This is a genomic window from Desulfocicer vacuolatum DSM 3385, from assembly GCF_900176365.1.
In the GTDB taxonomy this organism is placed as follows: Bacteria; Desulfobacterota; Desulfobacteria; order Desulfobacterales; family Desulfobacteraceae; genus Desulfocicer; species Desulfocicer vacuolatum.
The window spans coordinates 105,509-124,241 of sequence record NZ_FWXY01000017.1; the positions used below are offsets into that span (position 1 = coordinate 105,509).

At 45.8% G+C, this 18,733-nt stretch carries 21 protein-coding genes; 7 read left to right on the forward strand and 14 right to left on the reverse strand.

Annotated elements, in window-relative coordinates; genetic code table 11:
• Window positions 1-58: 58 nt before the first annotated feature.
• The 7 genes from B9A32_RS15040 to B9A32_RS15065 all read left to right on the forward strand — a co-directional run bounded on the left by B9A32_RS15040 (window position 59) and on the right by B9A32_RS15065 (window position 8,282).
• Complete coding sequence (locus tag B9A32_RS15040; protein ID WP_084070303.1) at window positions 59-1,171, forward strand: NAD(P)/FAD-dependent oxidoreductase; 1,113 nt, start codon at window positions 59-61, stop codon at window positions 1,169-1,171.
• A gap of 149 nt (window positions 1,172-1,320) precedes the next feature.
• Complete coding sequence (locus B9A32_RS15045; RefSeq protein ID WP_232367184.1) at window positions 1,321-3,477, forward strand: FAD-dependent oxidoreductase; 2,157 nt, start codon at window positions 1,321-1,323, stop codon at window positions 3,475-3,477.
• 169 nt (window positions 3,478-3,646) lie between these two features.
• Window positions 3,647-3,748, forward strand: a complete 102-nt coding sequence (locus tag B9A32_RS22475; protein ID WP_332308522.1) for a rubredoxin-like domain-containing protein — start codon at window positions 3,647-3,649, stop codon at window positions 3,746-3,748.
• A 144-nt stretch (window positions 3,749-3,892) separates the two neighbouring features.
• On the forward strand, window positions 3,893-4,240 hold the full coding sequence (locus B9A32_RS15050) for a cytochrome c3 family protein (protein WP_139795847.1): 348 nt from the start codon (window positions 3,893-3,895) through the stop codon (window positions 4,238-4,240).
• Window positions 4,241-4,638: 398 nt separating this feature from the next.
• Window positions 4,639-5,361 carry a response regulator transcription factor gene (locus B9A32_RS15055; protein WP_232367185.1) on the forward strand — a complete coding sequence of 241 codons (723 nt, stop codon included), beginning with the start codon at window positions 4,639-4,641 and terminating at the stop codon, window positions 5,359-5,361.
• A 16-nt stretch (window positions 5,362-5,377) separates the two neighbouring features.
• The gene (locus B9A32_RS15060) at window positions 5,378-6,793 is read left to right on the forward strand and encodes an ATP-binding protein (RefSeq protein WP_084070314.1); all 1,416 of its coding nucleotides are present in this window, start codon (window positions 5,378-5,380) and stop codon (window positions 6,791-6,793) included.
• 166 nt (window positions 6,794-6,959) lie between these two features.
• Window positions 6,960-8,282 carry an L-lactate MFS transporter gene (locus B9A32_RS15065; RefSeq protein WP_084070316.1) on the forward strand — a complete coding sequence of 441 codons (1,323 nt, stop codon included), beginning with the start codon at window positions 6,960-6,962 and terminating at the stop codon, window positions 8,280-8,282.
• 132 nt (window positions 8,283-8,414) lie between these two features.
• Here the strand turns inward: B9A32_RS15065 and B9A32_RS15070 are convergent, their stop codons facing one another.
• The 14 genes from B9A32_RS15070 to B9A32_RS15135 all read right to left on the reverse strand — a co-directional run.
• The gene (locus B9A32_RS15070) at window positions 8,415-9,737 is read right to left on the reverse strand and encodes an FAD-dependent oxidoreductase (protein ID WP_084070319.1); all 1,323 of its coding nucleotides are present in this window, start codon (window positions 9,735-9,737) and stop codon (window positions 8,415-8,417) included.
• Window positions 9,738-9,872: 135 nt separating this feature from the next.
• Entirely contained in the window at window positions 9,873-10,469 is a 597-nt protein-coding gene (locus B9A32_RS15075) for a TetR/AcrR family transcriptional regulator (RefSeq protein ID WP_084070322.1), read from the reverse strand.
• A 106-nt stretch (window positions 10,470-10,575) separates the two neighbouring features.
• Window positions 10,576-11,466, reverse strand: a complete 891-nt coding sequence (locus tag B9A32_RS15080) for a CBS domain-containing protein (protein ID WP_170923855.1) — start codon at window positions 11,464-11,466, stop codon at window positions 10,576-10,578.
• A 33-nt stretch (window positions 11,467-11,499) separates the two neighbouring features.
• On the reverse strand, window positions 11,500-11,970 hold the full coding sequence (locus tag B9A32_RS15085) for a CBS domain-containing protein (RefSeq protein ID WP_084070327.1): 471 nt from the start codon (window positions 11,968-11,970) through the stop codon (window positions 11,500-11,502).
• Window positions 11,971-12,145: 175 nt separating this feature from the next.
• Complete coding sequence (locus B9A32_RS15090; protein ID WP_084070330.1) at window positions 12,146-12,670, reverse strand: (Fe-S)-binding protein; 525 nt, start codon at window positions 12,668-12,670, stop codon at window positions 12,146-12,148.
• 60 nt (window positions 12,671-12,730) lie between these two features.
• The gene (locus tag B9A32_RS15095) at window positions 12,731-12,919 is read right to left on the reverse strand and encodes a hypothetical protein (protein WP_084070333.1); all 189 of its coding nucleotides are present in this window, start codon (window positions 12,917-12,919) and stop codon (window positions 12,731-12,733) included.
• A 102-nt stretch (window positions 12,920-13,021) separates the two neighbouring features.
• Window positions 13,022-13,786, reverse strand: coding sequence for a transposase (locus B9A32_RS15100; RefSeq protein ID WP_084070336.1), 765 nt, complete (start codon window positions 13,784-13,786; stop codon window positions 13,022-13,024).
• 137 nt (window positions 13,787-13,923) lie between these two features.
• The gene (locus tag B9A32_RS15105) at window positions 13,924-14,673 is read right to left on the reverse strand and encodes a class I SAM-dependent methyltransferase (protein ID WP_084070339.1); all 750 of its coding nucleotides are present in this window, start codon (window positions 14,671-14,673) and stop codon (window positions 13,924-13,926) included.
• Window positions 14,674-14,778: 105 nt separating this feature from the next.
• Complete coding sequence (locus B9A32_RS15110) at window positions 14,779-15,024, reverse strand: HigA family addiction module antitoxin (RefSeq protein WP_232367186.1); 246 nt, start codon at window positions 15,022-15,024, stop codon at window positions 14,779-14,781.
• A 179-nt stretch (window positions 15,025-15,203) separates the two neighbouring features.
• Complete coding sequence (locus tag B9A32_RS15115) at window positions 15,204-15,494, reverse strand: HigA family addiction module antitoxin (protein ID WP_084070344.1); 291 nt, start codon at window positions 15,492-15,494, stop codon at window positions 15,204-15,206.
• Window positions 15,494-15,802 carry a type II toxin-antitoxin system RelE/ParE family toxin gene (locus B9A32_RS15120; protein WP_232367187.1) on the reverse strand — a complete coding sequence of 103 codons (309 nt, stop codon included), beginning with the start codon at window positions 15,800-15,802 and terminating at the stop codon, window positions 15,494-15,496. Before B9A32_RS15120 ends, B9A32_RS15115 begins: the two co-directional genes overlap by 1 nt.
• 141 nt (window positions 15,803-15,943) lie before the next feature.
• Entirely contained in the window at window positions 15,944-16,831 is an 888-nt protein-coding gene (locus B9A32_RS15125) for an alpha/beta fold hydrolase (protein ID WP_084070347.1), read from the reverse strand.
• Window positions 16,832-17,040: 209 nt separating this feature from the next.
• Window positions 17,041-17,418, reverse strand: a complete 378-nt coding sequence (locus tag B9A32_RS15130) for a hypothetical protein (RefSeq protein ID WP_084070349.1) — start codon at window positions 17,416-17,418, stop codon at window positions 17,041-17,043.
• Window positions 17,419-17,785: 367 nt separating this feature from the next.
• On the reverse strand, window positions 17,786-18,733 hold a 948-nt coding region (locus B9A32_RS15135), incomplete at its 5' end, for an IS1380 family transposase (protein ID WP_139795848.1).

Sequence of the window (18,733 nt, forward strand, 5' to 3'; positions counted from 1 at the left end):
GCTCTGCTGAGGATGCTCGGAAGTTTTATTTTCTAATAAAAAAACAGGAAAGAACACCATGGAAAAAACATTGATACTGGTGGGAGGAGGCCATGCCCACATGGAAACCCTGGCCCACCTGGAAGACTTTGTACAAAAAGGCTTTAAGGTCATCGTGGTGGGGCCCTCCACCCACCACTACTATTCGGGCATGGGACCCGGCATGCTGGGCAAAACCTACACCCCCAAAGAAATTCGTTTTGCCACCAGGCATGTGGTGGAAAAAAAGGGAGCCATCTTTATAGAGGACAAAGGCGTCCGCATTGATCCAGACACCCGGACCCTTTTTCTGGCATCGGGAAAGAGCCTGTCTTATGATGTTATCTCCTTTAATGCGGGAAGTTACGTGCCCCAGGAAAGTGTCATGGGGGATGACAACGATGTCTATCCGGTGAAGCCCATTGAAAAACTCATGGAGGCCCAGGCCCGGATAGAGGAACTCACCCGCCAGAAAAAAATTGCCATTGCCATTGTGGGGGGCGGGCCGTCATCTGCCGAAATTGCAGGCAATGTAAGGCAATTGACCCGTGGATCAGGCTTTAACACCCCGGATATCACCATCTTTGCCGGGAATAAATTCATGGGACGATTCCCGGAAAAAGTCAGACAGGGGGTCATGACCATTCTTCAAAAACGAGACATTATCCTCAATGAATCTGGATATGTCTCCCAGGTAAAAGACAAAAAAGTCACCTTGAAATCAGGGGAAACTTTTTCTGCAGATTTTATTTTCATGGCCCTGGGGGTGAAGCCCTCCACCATTTTTGAACAATCCGGCCTTCCCACGGGACCGGACGGGGGACTTCTGGTGAACAAATATCTCCAGAGCACCCGGTATCCTGAAATTTTTGGCGGAGGAGACTGTATCTATTTCCAGGACGCCCCCCTGGATAAGGTGGGGGTATATGCCGTTCGGGAAAACCCCATACTGCTGCACAATATCATGGCATGCCTCACCGGCAATCCCCTGAAGGTGTTTGCCCCCGGTGGAGACTATCTGCTGATTTTCAACCTCGGTGACGGGCTGGGAGTATTAAAAAAACGCGGTATTTTCTTAAAGGGCCGTCTGGCATTTAAGCTTAAAGACTACATTGATCGAAAATTCATGAAACTGTTCCAGGCCATTGAATAGATGTCCAATGCTTAAATTAAGGGAGTCAGCAATTTTTAATCCACCGTTTATTCGGGGGCTCATTCACGGGAAGTAACAACCATCGAGTTAAATGGTAAATCAATAAGGTCTGGGTCCCTGAACGTTTTTGCGCCAGAAGGAGTTTGATTGTGACAAAAAGCAAATCTGTGTTTTCAAAGGGGAAATCTCTGGTGGTCATCGCTGTACTGTGTGCAGTGGGTCTTTTTTTCATGCTGGACCTCCATCACTATTTTTCCCTAAGCAGTTTAAAAGCCCGGCAGGTACGCTTTCAAGCATTTTACGACGCCCATGCCGTTTTCACCATGGGCCTTTACATGGCAGCCTACATTACCATGGCAGCCCTGTCTCTGCCCGGTGCCGCCGTCATGACCCTGGCGGCCGGGGCCCTTTTTGGTCTGTTCACAGGCACCCTGCTTGCCGTCATATCAAGCACCATCGGAGCCACCCTGGCCTTTCTGGTTTCACGATTTCTGTTCAGGGATTACATCCAGAGACGATTCAAGGATAAACTTAAAAAGATCAACCGAGGCCTGGCAAAGGAAGGAGCCTTTTACCTTTTAACCCTGCGTCTGGTACCCATTTTCCCCTTTTTCATCATCAATCTGGTCATGGGGGTCACCGCCATTTCCACCCGGGTGTTTGCCGGGGTGAGCCTGGTGGGCATGCTGGGCGGCTGCATGGTGTATGTCAATGCCGGCACCCAGCTGGCCCGCATTGACTCTGTCAAGGATATTGTCTCCCCTGGCATCCTGTTTGCTTTTATGCTGCTGGGTCTTTTTTCCCTGGTGGCGAAAAAAGCCGTTGATGTGCTACGTCGTAACAAAGCCCTGTCCCAGTACAGGCGCCCCGGTAAATTTGACTACAATCTGGTGGTCCTGGGAGCAGGATCAGCGGGTCTTGTGACCTCTTACATTGCCGCAGCTGTCAAAGCAAAGGTGGCTTTGGTGGAAAAACATAAAATGGGGGGAGATTGTCTTAACACCGGATGTGTACCCAGCAAAGCATTCATCCGCAGCGCCCGGATACTCTCCCAGGTGAACCGAGCCGGGGAGTTTGGATTTGACCGTGGAGATATTAAATTTAACTTTAAAACCGTCATGGAACGGGTCCAGAAGGTAATCAAAACCATTGCCCCCCATGATTCTGTGGATCGTTACACTGACCTTGGCGTTGAATGTATCCAGGGAAAAGCCTTGATAAAGTCGCCCTGGGAGGTGGAAGTCAACCACCGTGTGTTGACCACCCGCAATATTGTGGTGGCCACCGGAGCCCGTCCCATGATACCGGATCTTCCCGGACTTGATAGCATCCCTTTTTACACTTCTGATACCATCTGGGAAATGGAAAAACTGCCCCGACGCCTCATGATCCTGGGAGGCGGGCCCATTGGCTGCGAGCTTGCCCAGGCCTTTGCCGGATTTGGGGCCCGGGTGATCCTGGTTCAACGGGGGGCACATCTCATGAAACGGGAAGACCCGGAAGTGTCCGATCTCATCAAAGCACAGTTTGAATCCCAGGGCATAGAGGTATTTACCCACCATGGGGCAAAGGCGGTGGTGGTGGAGTCAGATACCCGGTATCTGGTGTGCACCCACAATGGTGAAGAGGTAAAAATCGCCTTTGATGAAATACTGGTGGCCCTGGGACGGCAACCCAATGTAACCGGGTTTGGTCTGGAAGAACTGGGGGTGCGCCTAACCCCCCGGGGAACCATTGATGCAGGAGAATTCATGGAAACCAGCATCCCCACCATATTTTGTGCAGGGGATGTGGCAGGCCCCTACCAGTTTACCCATGTGGCTGCCCATCAGTCCTGGTATGCATCGGTGAATGCGCTGTTTGGAGGAATTAAAAAGTTCCGGGTGGACTACAACACCATTCCCTGGGCCACCTTTACCCACCCGGAGGTGGCCCGGGTGGGGCTAAATGAAACTGATGCCAGGGCTAAAAACATTGAGTATGAGGTGACCCGTTATAACCTGGATGATCTGGACCGGGCCATTGCCGATGGGGAGGCCCGGGGATTTGTAAAAGTCCTCACCGTGCCGGAAAAGGATAAAATCCTGGGGGTAACCCTGGTGGGGAGCCATGCCGGAGAGATCATTGCAGAATTTGTACTGGCCATGAAGGCGGGGCTGGGATTAAACAAGATCCTTGGCACCATTCATATCTACCCCACCATGGCCGAGGCCAATAAATACGTTGCCGGGGCGTGGAAACGGGCACATAAACCGGAAAAACTACTTTCCTGGGTGGAAAAATTTCACTCCTGGAGGCGAAAGTAAGACAAAAGGGCCAATATATTTACAATTTATATTTGACTGTTTTCGCATGAGTGTATAAAACAATAACCCAAAGAGCAAGTTTTTCAACATAATTTTCAAAAAGTGATGACAGATTTTGTATGAAAAACAAAGAGTCTTTAATCGTCCTGAAGAGATCAAATGGCGTTGTTTGAGCTGTGGGTATATTCATCCAGGTAAACAGGCACCGGATAAATGCCCGGCCTGTGTAAAGCCCTCGGCATATTTTGAGGTTCTGGCCAAAAACTGGTAAAGTCAAATGGAGTCAAACCTGGCTTATGGGCGTTATTTATCCAGACAAACGCATAAGCCACTAAAAATAATGCCCATAAGCCAGGCATGACCCATTTTCTGTGAAAAACATCTTATCAAAACAACGTGAATTAAAGGAGGTTATATGAAGGCAATCAAACTGGCAATTGTTGTGACAGGACTCATGATCTTTTCTGCCGTGGCAACCCTTGCCATGGTAAACCATGGTGCAGAGCAATTTGCCATTGACGGAGGCTCCAAAGGCGAAGTACCCTTTCCCCACAAGATTCATCAGGAGATCCTTGGGGATTGCAATGCGTGTCACGATGTATTTCCCATGGAGCTTGGTGTTATTAAAACCATGAAGGCAGAAAAAAAACTGAAAAGAAAACAGGTAATGAATAAAACCTGCATTAAATGTCATCGCGCCCTGAAATCCAAAGGGGAAAGCTACGGTCCCATTTCATGTAACGACTGCCACAAAAAAAAATAAGATATCAGAGAACCGATATTTTTTGATTCATCAATTCAATATCCCCTTCTGTAGAGATTACAGTAGGGGATGTTTTGTTTCTACTTGATGGACAACCTGAAATAGTAACAAAAACAGAGCAACTTCTATATGCTGTTGCTGTTCGTCCGCTCATAGTTTTGCACTCCAACTTCCTTCAGATGATTCCTCACGGTTCCTCCCTTGTGTTCGGCTAATACTTGTGTTAACTATGACTCTGTTAATAGGATTCACGGCACCCCATAAGTTCACGCCCATGCCGGGCATACTATATCACTCAAACCGACCGCATGGGAGGAAGACGTTTTCCGCGAAAGCAGTCGTACAAACTTTGTTGTGGGCAGAGCCGGATCAAAATACGGTCCGCCCGTGGCGGTTATATGAAAATCGGAAGGAAAGTTGCAACCATGCCGACCATGCTCATCATTGACGATGACAGCGAACTTTGTGAACTCCTTGAAGCCTATCTCACCCCCGAAGGATTTAAGGTGACATTCCGGCAAGACGGAGAAAAGGGAATGCAGCAGGCTCTTTCCGGAAAACATGACATCGTTATTCTTGATATCATGCTGCCAAAAAGCAACGGATTTGAAATTCTAAGCCATATTCGTAGACATTCAGCCATTCCCGTGATCATGCTCACCGCCCGGGGCGATGAAGTGGACCGGATTGTGGGCCTTGAAATGGGGGCGGACGATTATCTGCCCAAACCCTTCAATCCCCGGGAGCTGGTTGCCCGGGTCAGGGCGGTGCTGCGCAGGGTTAACCGAGAAAAAAAGCTGGAGGTTCAAAATCCCCCCCCATCCATTGAAATCGGCGACATAACACTTAACAGAGCCACCCGGATTGCCTTTAAATGCGGTGAGCCCATGCCCCTGACCTCAGTTGAATTTGATCTTCTCGGGATACTCATGGAGCAGGCAGGCAGGGTGGTGATGAAAGAGAAACTGGTGAAATCCGTTCTCGACCGAGATTATTCTCCCTTTGACAGGAGCATTGATGTTCATATCAGCAACCTGCGTAAAAAGATCGGCCATGTCACAGGTGCCCATGAGCGGATAAAAACCATACGAAGCACGGGGTATCTTTATGTGGCAACCTAATGCATAGTCAAAAAATATGAACAAACTTTTTCTAAAATTGTTTTTTATCTGGTATTGTTTTTCCATCTTTTTTGCCACCATTGTCACCTCAACAGTGATCATCCTTTTGAATACCGACTCAAAAAACTCGGTGTTGACCGGGGTGTCGAGCAAGGCACTTTATCTGTTTGGCCAGGTGGCGGTTGAGCACTACGAGGCCCAGAGAAAATCGGCCCTTGATGCAATGCTAAGGGATAGTGAAAAAGAAAACGAAGTTCAAATTTCCCTTTATAATGAAGAGGGTGAAAAATTAGGCGGCAACACATCCCTTGACACGGTAAGCCCTATCATCAAGGCTGCACTTGCTGAGGGTGAGTTCATCAATATCATCTATTTCTGGAAGCCGGTGATGGCAAGACGGATCTCTGGAACCGAGGGGAATCGCTATGTTGTGATCTTTGAACCGGGTATCTTTATCCATTCAGATATTCTCAGTAAAAATTTTTTCCTGCGCCTTTTTATCATCCTTTTTGCCGGAGGCGTTATCAGTTTTTTTTTGACCCGTCACCTGGTATCCCCCATCAAAAAAATACAGCAGGCCACTCTTCGAATTGCCAGGGGTGATTTTTCTGTCAGAATTGGAAATCAGTTCCACGGACGAAGGGATGAACTGGTTGATCTGGCCAGGGATTTTGACAATATGGCCGAAAAAATTGATCGTCTCAAAACCATTCAAACCCAGGTACTCAGGGATATCTCCCATGAACTCAGATCTCCTTTGACCCGTCTCGGAGTAGCCCTGGAGCTGGAATGCCGGAGGGCGGGCACCAACAACGGATTGTTTTTAGACAGAATCCGCCTTGAGGCGGAACGCCTAAACGCCCTGATTGACCAGATTTTGGTGGTGGCAGGATTTAAGCAGGACATTGAGACAATGAAAATTGAGCCGATAAACCTCAAAGCGTTGCTGAAGCGTATTGTGGTGGATGCAGATTTTGAAACCCAGTCTCAAAATTCGCCGGTTGCCGTTATCCATGCCCGGGAAATCGTCTACCACGGCAATATAGATCTTCTCAAGCGCACCTTTGACAATATCATTCGTAATGCCGTCCTCTACTCAAAAACCGAACTGCCCATCGATATCTCGATCCTTACGGAAAAAAAAGAAGGTCAATCCTATGTGGTGGTAATGGTGTCAGACCATGGTGACGGAGTGCCTGAGAATTCTCTTGAAAAAATATTCCATCCGTTTTACAGGGTGGAGAATGCCCGGGACAGAAAGAGCGGTGGAACCGGACTTGGGCTTGCTATCTCGGACAGGGCCGTGAAAATGCACAACGGATTCATCCTTGCTTCAAATCGTGCCGGGGGAGGATTGACCGTTAAAACATATCTTCCCTTCCAGCCCCATCACAGACCGATACCTGAACCATTACCACTCAGGGCCATCTAATCCACCCCAAATGTAAAGAAGTGTAAAGAGATGTCACAAAAAATTAACAGTTCTTAACGTCTCCTTTTCAAACTCTTAACCACATGTTCTCCTTAATTCTTGTATTATATAGATGGCACTCTGTATATGGATTTTTTTATCAAAAAAATAAAAAAAGGAGAAAACCATGTCTTCGATTGGAACAAAAGAACCTTTAAATGCATGGATTACCGTTTTTGCAGGAACCGCCATCAACCTTTGCCTGGGAATACTTTATGCCTGGAGCATCTGGTCCTCCGCCCTGATTGATACCGAACGTGCAGGGCAGTCCATGACTGGCCCCAATTCAGGTTGGGAGTACATCACCAACACTCAGGCCGCCATTCCGTTTTCAATCTGTGTCATCGTCTTTGCTCTTCTCATGATTCCAGGCGGCAGAATCCAGGACCGGTTCGGTCCCAAGACAGGTGCAATTCTGGGTGGATTGTTTCTGGCGGCAGGCTGTATCCTTGCAGGACTCATGAAAAGCTTTACCGGGCTTGTGATTGGTTTTGGCTTCCTGGGAGGTATTGGTATGGGTATCGGATATGCTGCCCCGACCCCGGCCGCCATGAAATGGTTTGGTCCCCATAAACGAGGACTCATTGCAGGCCTTGTTGTATCCGGGTATGGGGGAGCAGCCCTTTATATCGCCCCCTTTGGTCAATATTTAATGAATAATTACGGGATTACGGGCAGTTTTGTAGGACTGGGGATCTGGTTTGCAGTAATCGTGTGTATCGCAGGACAGCTTCTGGTCAATCCGCCCAGTGGATACAAAGCACCTGGAAAGGCCCACGCTTCTCCAGAACAAAAGACGGCCATCACTTCAAAGGAGTGGGCCCCGGCACAGACCCTTAGGTGCTGGCAGCTCTACTCCCTGATATTTATGTTCATGCTTTCCACCCAGTCAGGGCTTTTGATCATCAGTAATGCCAACGGCCTCTTAAAAACCGTTGGCAAGGACATCCCGTTTTTTGCCGCAAACGCCTGGATTCTTGTTGCCTATGGCGGACTTATCAATGCCAGCGGACGTATAGCCACCGGTTTATACTCCGACAAAATCGGACGTCTCAATGCCTATTGCATCAATATGGGGGTATCCGCCCTGTGCCTCTTTTTGCTTCCGTTCATCATCAAAACCCAGAACGTATTTCTACTCTTTCTTGCCGTTGGCATCGCCTTCTGGCAGTATGGCGGTGGTCTTTCGCTTCTGCCTGCATTTACAGCCGATTTTTTCGGCTCAAAAAACCTTGGCTTTAATTACGGTATTGTGTTCCTGGGCTGGGGTGTGGGAATGTTCATTCCCCAACTTGCAGGTATAATCAAGGATTATACGGGAAACCTCAATTATGCCTTTTATCTTTCAGGTACATTACTACTGGTAGGCATTGCTATTGCCAGGCTAACCACAAAACCAAATTTTGAACAATTTTCTGTAGGGGAAAACGCTTCGATTACCTCACACTGATCTCAGGCTATCATGGTCCAGTGTGCCACCAAAAGCAGCAATTTTGGGGATAGAAATAACCGTTTAAGAGGTAAAAACTGCCAAATTTCAAACTTATTATTTTAATATCAGTATGTTGTCGTGGCCCACACCTCATTTCACGTTCATGGCAGCCGTCAGACAGCTATTTTCCGTAGGAACCACCGCCAAGTGAGGATGGGTAGCGTATTGGTGGCAAAGAAATTCCTCAAGAGTGGTTTTTTTCTGGATGGCAAGGGAAATCAGATCGATGTGCGGTGCCACGCCCTTACCTTGTTTTATGACGCTTCCCCCGATGAGAACACGGCTGGTGCGATCAAAGATCAACTTGGTTCGAAACGGAGCGGCACCATCAATCATGGGGTATCTATCGAGGGTTTCGGACAGCCCCACAGCCACATCAAATCCCGCTTTCCGGGCTTCGGCCTCGGTGAGACCCGCCGAACCGAAACTGGTATCGTAGATCGACGAAACATTGGCGTTGATGATCCCCATAAAGGAAGTCTTCATCCCGGCAAGATTTTGTCCAGCCACCTTGCCCATGAAAACCGCGTTGGTGCCAAAATCTCCCCGAATGGGCTGACCTGTGCCAAAGGCATGCTTTTCTGCACAATCACCGGCGGCAAAAATATCCTTGTCGCTGGTTCGAAGGGCGGTGTCGGTGATGATTCCCAAGGGAGAGGTTTCGATACCCGCCCGCTGGGCAAGTTCCATATTGGGCACAACCCCGGCAGAAATGACCACAAAATCGGTTTCAATCACCGTCCCGTCATCAAGCCTGGCGGTGACCATCTCCTGGGGATCATCTTCAAATGCCGTCACCCTACGCCCGGTCACCACCCGAATGCCTTTACGGTGAAGCATCTGCTCCACGTCGCCGATAAACTCCGGCTCGGTGGTGGCCAAAAGGATTCTCTCCTGCATCTCCACCAAGGAGACTGTCAATCCCAGCTGCTGAAGTTCGGTGGCCAGTTCTACTCCCACATACCCCCCGCCCACAATCAATGCTTTACGGCTGGCGCGGACTGAAGCACGGAGGTGCTCCAAGTCTCCAAGGGAGCGCACTACCAGGATCTTTTCCGATTGGATGCCGGGCAACCGGGGAAGCAGGGGACGAGAACCGGTTGCCAGCAGAAGCTGTTTATAACCGTATCTCTCACCTGTCTGGAGAATCACCTCTTTTTTTCCTTTGTCTATTTCTTCCACCCGTCCGATGACAAGATCGGCTCCGGTACTGGTGATGCTGCTGTTGGGGACAACATAGTTTTCAATTTCCTTTTCTCCCCCAATTCCGTAAGGGATGGAGCATCTATTGACAAGCATCTCTTCATCCTTGATCAGGGTGAGTGAAAGGTTGGAATTCAAGGCATGGATGGTATTAATAGCAACGATACCCGCAGCACCGCCTCCAATAATAATAATATCACTTTTTTTCATGATTTTCTCCGTGAGTTGTAATTTTCTAAAACGAATGTTCGTTCTATTTTATTTCATAAAAAAACGAGACAAAATTCTTCTGTCCCGATCATTCCCAGTTTTATCTCACATGAAAGCTTGGCAAAGCATACCATTCTAAGGGGCGACGCTTTTCCAGCAGCACTCCCAGATTTCATCGAGATAGAAGGTTACCGGTTTTTCCAGGACACCGTCCAGCCTGAGATAGATCAATCGTATGGCACCGCCCATAAGAGAGGCGCTTGCCACGGTGAGATCCATTTGTCTAACCTCACCCTTCTCTATTCCTTCCCGGACCATCTCCCGGATGATTGCAAAGGGGCGGGAAGAGCAGATGGGAATTTCATCGGGCATGAACTCCCGGTGCCGGGCATACAAAATATACTGCATCACGTTCGGTGAGGTCTCTGTCAACTCAAACAGGTGTGCGAATACGGCCTTCAAACGGTTTTCGGTGGTTTCCTCGGAGGCCATGATCTTTGTCATAGATTGCCCCATCTGTTTCACTAAATCATCGTACAGAGCCTTGGCAATGCCCTCCTTATTTTTGAAGTGGTGGTATATGGAGCCGATGCTGACCCCGGCCTGCTTCTGGATATGGTGTACCGATGTGGAAAAATAGCCACGGATGGAAAAAAGGTCCAAGGCCGTATCCAGGGTCAGGGACCGAATATCCTTGTTTCGGGGGGCGCTTTTTTCTTTTTCCGGTTCCATGGGGTCTCCTTTTTTATTAGAATGAATGTTCGTTCTATCCCATAAGCCTGTGATTATGTCAAGATTTTTTTTATTACTACATACTATATACTATGGGGTCGGACGACTATGCATCCATTCTGATACGGCTGCTGATACAGGCATGGCAGGAACCGGAACGGCTCCGCGCAGCATCGGAAAGTGAAAAAACACCCACAAAAGAATCTGACGATTCCCCATGGACAAACAGCCGATGGATATCGGAAAAAATCATTCTGCGAATGGCATCTTCAAGAAGCTCTCCGCCACCACAGCATTGGACCGGAGAGGACATGATGGCTGCGGCAGGGGCACCGGGATCCATGCCGTGTTTATAGGCAAGCACCAGATCTGTTTTGGAAATCACACCAACGGGCGCTTCGTCCTTTCCCTGCACCAGAATGGCGCCAAATCGATACATGGATAACTGCTCCATCACTTGAGAAAGGGAGTCCTCAACCTGAACACTTTTGACCCCACGGGCCATAATGGCTTTGACCTGAATGCGCTCCATGGTCTCCTTTATCCTGTGGTTTCGTTGTTGGTGATGACTGTATTCACAATCACGGCAATACCGATACAGCAGCCCCACGATGTCCGGATAAGCCAGGGCTCCCACCACAGTTTGATACTGGGGGTCCACCACATAGAGACGATAAACGGCCTTGTCCCTCATGGTTTCCAGGGCCTCTTCCAGAAAGGTTTCAGGGTAACAATAAAGTGGGGGCTGGCTCATGATGTCGGCCAGGGGCAGGTCAATGGGAAGGCCTGCATAATAAGCGCCCATGATATCTGTTTTGGAAAGCACTCCCACAGGTTTTCCCCCGTCATCAATGACCAGTAATCCATTGATTTTATATTTTATCAAAATATTAATGCTGTCTGATATGGACGTTTCACCGGGAAGCTGGTTGACCTGTCGCCGCATGGCCATCTTGGCAACAATCCCGCTGAGCATATTTTTTACCTTGGCAGGCATATTCTCTCCTTGGCCCATAATTAAATATTGGGGTTAATCCATGAACCGATCCAGCACATCATAAAACAGGTCTGAGATGTAAACAATCCCTTGAATTTTTCCATTGTCCACCACGGGCAGACGCCGTACATGTTTTTTGATCATGATATCAAGGATCATCAATTTATGGGTGTCTGGGGTCACCGTAATCACATCCGGAGTCATGATATCCCCCACCAAAACGGATTTTGTCTTTTCAGAGGCCTGCTCAACAAGGCCGACAATGTCAATATCGTCTATCATACCCCAGATATGTATATGCTTGGGCCGCATAAAAAGGAGAATATCATACATGGAGAGGATACCGGCCAGCCCCCCGGAGTCATCAATCACCATCATGCCAAAAACCTTCCGCCCCTCCGCCCGGCTGGCCTGTTTAAACAACTTCACTGCCTGATGAACCCCCATGTGCGAGGTCAGGGTATGAAATTGGGTGCTCATTATATCTTTGGCTGTTATTTTCATTTTTTTCTCCTTTTTTGCCTGGAATCCGAACCAACATCTGGGCTGACACACTCCGGTAGCGGTAAACCAGTACAAAAACCACCTGCTCATCAAACAGGTCATGGGTCAGTGTTGTCAAAAATTTTCCAGAGGGATGAATAAAATACGCCCGCAGATAAAAATCAGAATCACACCCTTAAAAATTAAAATTGAACCCACCCAGATAACGCTCAAGTTTTTTTCGATTTTCGGGTGTCAGCGGCGGACAGTCTTCCACCCCCTTGGCCCCTTCAGCCAAGCGGGTGGCAAACACCAGACAGGTGGGTTCTTTGCATTCCCTGCAATTGGTTTTTGGCAGCAACTTTAATATGTCCATGAGTTTTGGCTGGGGCATGGCCTCATAGCTGGGTGTAATGCTCTCTCTGTTTTCCCAGGCATCATTGATTTCACGTATGAGCCATTCCACAATTTTACGGGCTTCAGCTTCGTCTTTTAAGGCGTTAACGCTGATCCTGTCTTGATGAATGGTGAGCAGTTTTCCCTGGGCTTTAAAGGTCACAGACGGGGGGGATTTTATGTAAACAGATCCCCCCAGTACGGCATTCACATAGGGAATGGCCCCGGCAACGTCCTGATCCAGATGGGCAAAACAATGAACACCCATAGCCCCCGGCATGCATTCGGAATTGACAATTTCAAGTTGGTAATTCTCAACCAGCATAAAAACTCCTTTTTGCGGTTATCGGTCTTAGTGCCACCATACACCAATGTTTCAATTTTTTCATTCATCAATTCGATCAAAAGCGTTTTGATAGGCAGCCATCTCTTCCCGCTTCCCACTGGCAATTATTTTAATCAAAACCTTTTGCTCTACGATTTTATAAACGATTCTAATTTTTTTTCTATCCACATGGCCGGGTCTGCGGGTCTGCACGGGTCTGGGGTCTGCACGGGTCTGGGGTCGGGCCACAGCAACCGCCTAATTTAAAACGAAATACGTTTTTTTTTGGTTATATTCTACTCTTAAAACGGTGTTTTGGACCTTAAAAATACCGTTTTAAACAAAACCCATTCATGACCATACAAAGGTATTCGGGTATTCAAAAATTTTTAAACCATATGAGGTCTGCGCCTCACGAAGCTGGAAACTCCCGGATTCTGTAGACGCAACAGATCTGCCCTGAACATTATGATTTAAATCCTCCTTGACAGATTGTAAGAATGTTTTGCCACCTACAGCCACGCTTTGTGTCCAATGGGTTTCACGTTTTAGGCTGTCATTTTTCAAAGCCTCATCAATCCATTTCTGATGAGATTCTTTCATGTGATTTAAATCTGAAAAACCGAATAAATTTTTCAGGGCCTCATAATCAATAATCCGGTATCTCTGACGCGGATTCTGAATTTCATTATACCCGCTGAACTCCCACTCTGAAGGGTGCTTTACAATACCGGCTCTGACCATATTCAAATCAATATATGTCAGACATTTAATCAGATGGTCGTCCTGTTGAACAGCCGTTGCATGATACCGATCTTCCCAGAAGGCCCCATTTCTTTTCTTTCTCTGATTGTATTCCTGTGCCGTCCTTCCGGCAATGAGCCTTATTGATTCAGGTATGACATGACGCCCACGACCATCAACAAGCAGATGAATATGATTTGATGTCACAATATAATTGAGAATCTTCAATCCATATCGTTTTCTTGCCTCAAACAACCAGGCAACCCATCGGCGTCTGTCCCTGGCAAATTTTAGAAGAAATTCTTTTTTATGACATCTATGAGTGATGTGCCAGACATGCCCTGGTAAATAGTGTCTTTTTGCTCGTGCCATTTTAAAAACCTTTAGAGATTTTAAGCAGTTCTTAAACCAGCAATTTTGGGGGTATAAATGACCGTTTAAGAGGTAAAAACTGCCAAAAAGTTAAGATTATTGGTTTAATATCAACATATTGACGTGGCCCGACCCAATTAAATATTTTTTGCGATATATACACCGTAGCTGAAATACGCTTTGTATTTTTCATAAAGTTCAATTTCGTGGCGCTCTGCTTCAACGATGGCGCGAGCCTCTTCGCTATTTCCATTTCGATTCAAAAAGGCATCAAAACTCCTGCGCATTGGCTCATAATAATTGTCGAGCCAGCAATATTCCGGCAAAACAAAGTATCCGATTGGTGTATAGCCACACTCTTCTAACACCTTGATCTTTACTGATGCTGTATCTATCTCTGAATATTCATTGTTCCAATGATCTTGAAGCTCCAAAGGACGAGAGTTTGTAAGCCAAGTAATCTCTGAGGCAATAAGCAGCCCGCCTGGTTTCAAGTAGTGCTTCCAATCTGCGACACCCTTTTTAAAGCCAATGTTGTAGATGGCACCTTCAGACCAGATAATATCGAACGCCTCTTTCTCAAATGGGAGTTTTTCCATTGATGTGCAAAGAGGAACGATTTTGTCCGCTACACCCTCATCCTGTGCCCGTTCAGTCAGAACATCTATAAAGTCCTGAAGGAAGTCCACAGCCGTAATCTTTGCATTAAGAGAACGAGCCAACGTCAGCGTAGATGCACCCGTGCCACAGCCAATATCGGCAATTTTTAACGGTGCATCTCTATCTATACCGGCGACATTAATCGCTTTCTCAGTCTCTGCATCGCCTCCGGGACCTTGCCGGTTAGCGCCCTTATGTAAATCTATAAGTAATTTAAATTCATCCACTTTCGTATCCTTTCGGGTTTGTATGCATAACGCCGAAGTAACCTGCCGCGCCGACAGCCTGCGCGGAAGACGACTCCCGTTCACGCAGTCAGGTTGACCGAAATGTTATGCTAAATTTTCCACACCCATTGAAATTGATTGCAACTGCATAATCTCGACAGCTTTTGGACTATTCATTGCATGCCACAAGTCCCAATCCTGCTGCAAACCAAGCCAGAAATCTGCTGACATTTCTAAAACTTGAGATAGCCTCAATGCAGTATCAGGTGTTACGGACCTACGACCTTTGATAATTTCATTAAGAGCCTGTTTAAAAATTATCAGGCTCTGAGTAAGAACAACAATTCTCAAAGTGCCACCATACAGATTCCAATACCATGAGAACTGGCTGCAAAATCTTTTGATTTCAGCTTCTTTGGGAGGTTTGGGAACGGGTCCCCCAAATCCGTTATAATCAAATTTTTTTAAAGCTGCTGAGACGCCTGCAATATAGTGAAACTCCTGGTTCTGTGTGTTTTTAGATAAATTAATTAAGCTGGAATTAATAGTGGTTCTACTTCAGAAAGATCAATATTTTGCTTGGCTTGCCAAAGATCATAGCTGTCCTGCATATGCAGCCAACTTTCAGGGCTGCGGCCCAAACATTTTGATAGGCGTAAAGCCATTCCTGGACTGATTGCACTTTGTCCTTTAATAAGCCTTGAAAAAGTTGAAGGCGAAACCTTAAGCTGTAATGCCACACTGCGGGGTGTTACATTTAAGGGCTCCAGGTAAACTTCTTTGATGAATTCCCCAGGATGGGGAGGGTTATACATAGCCATTAGTGATAATCCTCATAATCTACAATATAGGCGTTACCATCTTTAAACTCAAAAACGATACGCCGGTTTTTGTTTACATCAATCGCCCACAATCCTTGACGATCACTCTTTAAACTGTGAAGCCGCCAACCCGGAGTATTCATATCTTCGATGTTGGTTGCAGTATCAAGTGCGATTAACCGAATTCTGAGCTTTTGTTTGTGCCCGGGTTGAATGCCTGACAGTTTTCCGGTTTCAAAAAACTTTTTGAGTCCTTTGTGTTTAAATGTTTTTATCATGAGATAATTATACAGCGTATTGCGCAACATGCAACACTATTTTTGATATTTCCAAGTCTTTTAATAATTCGACTAAGGACCGCAGATGAAATAACTTGAACGAAATAGCCTTTTCATATGAAAAGGAAAATGCCAACCACAGGGGGACTTTTACGCGGCATCAATCTTGGATTATTTCACCAGCAAGAGATCCTGTTCTGTACTCAGAAAAAAATCCACTGTTTTCGCAATTTCCGTTGGGGCCTGGTACATCATCCAATGATCCGCTGCCTTAAATCGTACAAGCCATGCACCGGGAATAAGACTTGAAGCAGCAAGGCTCTGGTCCAGGGGGGTAACCCGATCATCTTCCCCGGACAGAATAAGCACACTATTGTCTATATCCTTAAGCTTTGTCCTGGTACTCTTCCAGTTGACGATGGCCTTGTACTGACGTCTGACAACCTCTGCTGAAACATTTGCATTCCCAGGCAGTCTTGAGTAAATTTCCGGATTGAGAGTCTTCCACTCATTGGGAAACAGTCTGCTTCTAAATTCTTCTTTTCCCAATGCTGCCATCGAATCCAAGGCTTTTTTAACCGGTTCTACATCTACAGATGTTGAATAAAGAATGGCCTTACCAACCCTGTCAGGATATGCCAGAAGCATTTCCTGCGCAATAATCGACCCCATTGACCAGCCCATCACATCCGTTTTTTCAATTGTCAGGACGTCAAGTAACTGCACTGCATCTAACATCATCTGAGAAATGGTCAGTTTCGATTTATTGATAGTTGAATACCCTGCGCCACGATTATCAAACATGATCACCCGGTGTTTTTTTGATAGTTCTGAGATCATTTGCGAGTCCCACGCATCCATTGTGCAGGCATAACCGATAATCATAAGAATTGGGCTGCCTTTCCCTACTATTCTGTAACCAAGCTCAACCCCATTAACCTTTGCCTTTAGAACCGGGATCGTTTCAAGCTGCTTTATGCTTACATGATTCTGGGATGCACATCCAGCAAACAACAGAATCCAAACAATATAAAACATATAAACAACTGTTTTTTTCATAATTTTCTCCTTTTTTATTTTTTATCTCCAGGCATACAGTAAACAAACAAGTAATGGGATCACATCTTGATTAGTGATTAACGTACTTATTCCCGGATCAAGATGTGCCCCCCATTTCCTCCTACTTGTTAGTCTGGCTCTTCCCAGCTCCAATAAAACTCCATTCTAAAAACCGGAATTTTCACAACCATTGATTTGTTAGCACGGTGTTAGATCACCTCTACATTTACAAACATCTCTGTAGAAGCATTTATTAGTTCTTTGTGTTCCTCATCAGTGGTTTCATCATATTCAATGTTGACTTTATATTTATCATTCGGGCCATATTTTACGGTAAATGAACTGCGACCTATGACAACACTGTTTACAATATAGTGACCAATTAAATTCTCGTCATCGCTTTCGATGTAGGATTTTCTACTGGGAAATTCAAAATCGTGTTGAATCAGAAAAAAATGGCCGAGAGAATCCATCACTTGATCTACATCTGTTGGATCTTCTGGCTCAGCCGGATCGTCATCAAATCCTATTTGATAATAATCGCCACTTATAGAAACATATGCCCTTTTATACTTTAATTTTTTCATAGTAGCTCCATAGTGCTAACGACCTAAATCTGCGGCTTGTCCGCAGCATTTGACTTGTTTGAAATTTGTAGTGCAATAATTAAGGTGACCCCAGCCCTGCTATTGTTTTGTTTGAAATAGTTTAAACTGGCCTAAACCTAAAACAAGCGTGTTCATTAAGGTTCGATCGTGGACATTTTCGATAATTCCATATAGATACTTTTGAAACGAAGTTGAAAAAAACAAGAAAAAAAAGAGCGCAACTCTCCCTAAGAAATATTTGTGTTACAATTTTTAGTCATGATCACTTGGTGCCTTCCTTTTGCTATGATTGGGTTATGACTCACCATTTCAACCCGTTTAAAATGGCTGTCCGTTTATCCCTTGATTATGAAAATTCAAATTTTTTCAAAAGGAAAAGAAAATTGAAAACATGGTTGAGTTGATTATTATATCCGACAATCCGATAGACAATTTTTCTGGATTTTTTGATAATCAGACATGGAATATTAATAAAGGTACGGATGAATCGCTTAAATTCCATTTTCATAATCTGATTCCCCAGAACCCGGTAAGGCATCAACATTCCATACCATGCTTTGAGATCCCATGCCAAGGCGGCTATGACCATATAGGCCCAATTGGAATTCAGTGTGTTTGAAGGCGCTTTCAGGGCTTGAACTCCATTCTTCAACTGTTCAATGTCGTTTTCATGGTTTGCCCGATCCCGATAAAGATGAATCAATGATTCCGTACTTTTGACCTGGTCATTGGTGATATAGAAAAAAAATCGACAATCATCAAAAAGTTGTTCCTCTCCTTTTGAGACATTGATTATTTTTCTGATAGCGATCATTCGATATGATTTCTGGCATTTTCCCGGCTGATACTCAAATTCAGCAAAAAATTCGCATTCGGTCTGAAGATTTTTAAATTTTCTATTTTTTACTACCTGGGCCTTTATGTTTTCCGGTTTTTCACGTTCCTGAGTCTTTATCACCCGCTGAGGTTTATTGAACAACTGCCATTCTGTTTCTGAGATATCACAGGCTTTTTTTATCAAATTCTTTTTGGCATCCATACCAAAGATAAAGGTGCACCTTTCATCCCATCTGTCAAAATTGCCGGTCAGGCTAAAATCTGTATCCCCGCGCAGTATCACTTTTTCAAAATCAGGGCAAACAAGGTCAAGGCTTTTATCAATCCAGTGGGCTGATCCAAGGTGAGATGGCGCATTTCCTGATCGATTGACAATGTAAAGGGGTTCGCGGGTTCTATTCAATGAGACAATCAAAGGAGCATAGCCCCATATCCCTTTATAAGAAATATCCATCCC

Bases quoted from the DNA above. Each gene is read 5' to 3' on its own strand.
- B9A32_RS15050 (WP_139795847.1), top strand. From the start codon at position 3,893: ATGAAGGCAATCAAACTGGCAATTGTTGTGACAGGACTCATGATCTTT.
- B9A32_RS15060 (WP_084070314.1), top strand. From the start codon at position 5,378: ATGAACAAACTTTTTCTAAAATTGTTTTTTATCTGGTATTGTTTTTCC.
- B9A32_RS15040 (WP_084070303.1), top strand. From the start codon at position 59: ATGGAAAAAACATTGATACTGGTGGGAGGAGGCCATGCCCACATGGAA.
- B9A32_RS15080 (WP_170923855.1), bottom strand. From the start codon at position 11,466: ATGCCTGCCAAGGTAAAAAATATGCTCAGCGGGATTGTTGCCAAGATG.
- B9A32_RS15055 (WP_232367185.1), top strand. From the start codon at position 4,639: ATGAAAATCGGAAGGAAAGTTGCAACCATGCCGACCATGCTCATCATT.
- B9A32_RS15075 (WP_084070322.1), bottom strand. From the start codon at position 10,469: ATGGAACCGGAAAAAGAAAAAAGCGCCCCCCGAAACAAGGATATTCGG.
- B9A32_RS15115 (WP_084070344.1), bottom strand. From the start codon at position 15,494: ATGGCTATGTATAACCCTCCCCATCCTGGGGAATTCATCAAAGAAGTT.
- B9A32_RS15090 (WP_084070330.1), bottom strand. From the start codon at position 12,670: ATGCTGGTTGAGAATTACCAACTTGAAATTGTCAATTCCGAATGCATG.
- B9A32_RS15100 (WP_084070336.1), bottom strand. From the start codon at position 13,786: ATGGCACGAGCAAAAAGACACTATTTACCAGGGCATGTCTGGCACATC.
- B9A32_RS15120 (WP_232367187.1), bottom strand. From the start codon at position 15,802: ATGTTGCGCAATACGCTGTATAATTATCTCATGATAAAAACATTTAAA.
- B9A32_RS15085 (WP_084070327.1), bottom strand. From the start codon at position 11,970: ATGAAAATAACAGCCAAAGATATAATGAGCACCCAATTTCATACCCTG.
- B9A32_RS15130 (WP_084070349.1), bottom strand. From the start codon at position 17,418: ATGAAAAAATTAAAGTATAAAAGGGCATATGTTTCTATAAGTGGCGAT.
- B9A32_RS15125 (WP_084070347.1), bottom strand. From the start codon at position 16,831: ATGAAAAAAACAGTTGTTTATATGTTTTATATTGTTTGGATTCTGTTG.
- B9A32_RS15070 (WP_084070319.1), bottom strand. From the start codon at position 9,737: ATGAAAAAAAGTGATATTATTATTATTGGAGGCGGTGCTGCGGGTATC.
- B9A32_RS15065 (WP_084070316.1), top strand. From the start codon at position 6,960: ATGTCTTCGATTGGAACAAAAGAACCTTTAAATGCATGGATTACCGTT.